We start from the raw sequence: 2,530 nt of genomic DNA, 5'->3' as shown, positions 1-2,530 counted from the left end.
AATGGGTAATGTACAAGTTGCTGTAGAAGCATGTTTAGTTCGTCTGATCACAGATACGTTATAAACTATTGTAATACTTTTTTGAATCCGTCAATGCGTAAGTCCTATATTAATTAATTTGAGTACGCTTGAGCCAGGCGAAAAAAAGACAAAAAAATCGCTCTTAGAATTTTGCAACTTCTCCACCAAGTTATCTGCAAAATCCTAAAAGCGTTTGTCGGAGGGCGTAAGCATTAACACGTTATAATTATTGTTATAAGGCCATTAAAACGCAGATTTGAAAGTCCGTATATCCCTGAAAATGGTGATATTTACGATTTAATTGATAAATTGTGCTAAAAAACTGCAAATCTGTTGCTACCTGGTCTCAGAAACAGCAAGATGGCGGCAATTAAACCGAGTTATGCCTATAATAGAGCCATCCTAGCAAGTGGCGAGCAAGATGCGCGGTTTATATTTAATTACCAATGATGATCCATTAGAGCTTTTATTGGCGAAGTTGGAAGGTGCAATGGCCAATGGTGGTGTTGCGGTCTTGCAATATCGCCGTAAAAAAGTGGCGAAAGAAGATCAAATTTACGAAATCGAGTATATGAAAGCCATGTGTGCTGAATATGCTGTACCTTTCGTGATTAATGATGATCTGGAAATGGCGGTTAAATACGGCGTGGGTGTGCATTTAGGCCAGGATGATGGTTCGATTGTCGACGCTGTTGCGCGTTTGCCTAAAGGCGTGTTGATTGGCCGTAGCTGTAATAACTCACTTGAGCTGGCTGAACAGGCCATTGCCGATGGTGCGAATTATGTGGCATTTGGAGCAATTTATGCTACTGATAGTAAACCTGAAGCGGGTAATATTGGTCTTGAAACCTTAAAACTGGCCAAAGAGAAATTGAATGTACCTTTATGTGCCATTGGTGGTTTAACGGTTGAAAATTCCAAGGATGTCATTGAGTCAGGTGCGGATTATTGCGCGGTGATTAGTGATATATTGGGACTTCCTATGAATGCCATTCCTGAACGTTTAGATGAATGGTCTGCGCTTTTTCAAGCTACAGCATAAAATTTTTTGATTGATTTAATTTTGAGTCGAGTGCCTTCATGAGCTTATCTCCAAAGCAAGAACAATTGTTCAAACAAGCCAATAAACATATCCCGGGTGGCGTCAATTCACCTGTACGCGCATTTAATAGTGTCGGTGGGACGCCGGTCTTTATCGAAAAAGCCCAAGGTGCGTATCTGTATGATGTCGATGGCAAACGTTATGTGGACTATGTAGGTTCATGGGGGCCGATGATTTTGGGTCATGCGCATCCAGCGATTATTAAAGCGGTTCAGGATGCCGCAGTAGACGGTTTGAGCTTTGGTGCGCCCACAGTTCATGAAACCACACTGGCAGACATTATCTGCGAGATCATGCCATCGATTGAGCTGGTTCGTATGACCAACTCAGGTACAGAAGCGACCATGACCGCGATTCGTTTAGCGCGTGGTTATACTGGCCGTGACAAGATTGTAAAATTTGAAGGCTGTTACCACGGTCACTCGGATTCATTATTGGTAAAAGCAGGTTCTGGTTTATTGACCAGTGGTGAAGGAGAAGCGACGTCTGCAGGCGTGCCGGCAGATTTTGCTAAACATACGCTGACACTTCCGTATAACGATATTGCGACTTTAAAAGAATGTTTTGCCAAATTTGGTTCAGAAATTGCCGGCGTGATTGTTGAGCCAGTCGCAGGCAACATGAACCTGGTGAAACCGATTGACGGTTTCCTGCAAGCGATTCGTGATGTCTGTGATGAGCATGGTTCAGTGTTTATTATTGATGAAGTGATGACAGGTTTTCGTGTTGGACTGGGTGGCGCGCAAGCACATTACGGCGTAACTCCGGATTTAACCACATTGGGTAAAATCATCGGTGCAGGCCTGCCAGTGGGTGCATTCGGTGGGAAACGTGAAGTGATGGAATGTATTGCACCATTGGGTAAGGTATACCAAGCAGGTACATTGTCAGGTAATCCGCTGGCAATGCGTGCCGGAATTGAGATGTTTAAACATCTACGTGCTGAAGGTTTCTATGAGAAATTGTCTGCGCAACTTGAGAAACTGCTGGTTGGCTTGCAAGCTGCTGCGGATGAAGCCGGTATTCCGTTTAAGACGCAACAAGTCGGTGGTATGTTTGGTCTTTACTTTACCGATCAGGAAGATATCACCAGTTTTGACTCTATGCTGAAATGTGATGTCGATGCGTTCCGTAAATTCTTCCATGGCATGTTAAATCGTGGCGTAAACCTTGCACCATCTGCTTTTGAAGCCGGCTTTATTTCAGCTGCGCATAGTGATGAAGATATTGCTTACACGATTCGAGCGGCTAAAGAAACTTTTGCTGAGATGAAAGGATAATTCGACCTCTCCCTGACCCTCTCCTAAAAGGCATAGGTATCTACACAATTCCTGAACTTTGCGTTAAATTGAAGAGCATGCTCTTCAATTTAACATCTCTGGCCTGGATCAGCGTCTTGTCAAGCGC

At 43.6% G+C, this 2,530-nt stretch carries 2 protein-coding genes; both read left to right on the top strand.

Annotated features, from left to right (window positions below):
- The first annotated feature begins 442 nt into the window (after window positions 1-442).
- A complete protein-coding gene (gene thiE, locus WFH18_RS17245) occupies window positions 443-1,063 on the top strand; it encodes a thiamine phosphate synthase (RefSeq protein ID WP_004729909.1) in 621 nt (206 codons plus the stop codon).
- A gap of 38 nt (window positions 1,064-1,101) precedes the next feature.
- Window positions 1,102-2,403 carry a glutamate-1-semialdehyde 2,1-aminomutase gene (gene hemL, locus WFH18_RS17240; RefSeq protein ID WP_004729908.1) on the top strand — a complete coding sequence of 434 codons (1,302 nt, stop codon included), beginning with the start codon at window positions 1,102-1,104 and terminating at the stop codon, window positions 2,401-2,403.
- The last annotated feature ends 127 nt before the right edge of the window (window positions 2,404-2,530 follow it).

This window comes from Acinetobacter sp. USHLN143, assembly GCF_037145695.1.
GTDB lineage: Bacteria > Pseudomonadota > Gammaproteobacteria > Pseudomonadales > Moraxellaceae > Acinetobacter > Acinetobacter fasciculus.
The sequence above is the reverse complement of the archived record's forward strand: the minus strand, read 5'-3'. Positions and strand labels throughout refer to the sequence as shown.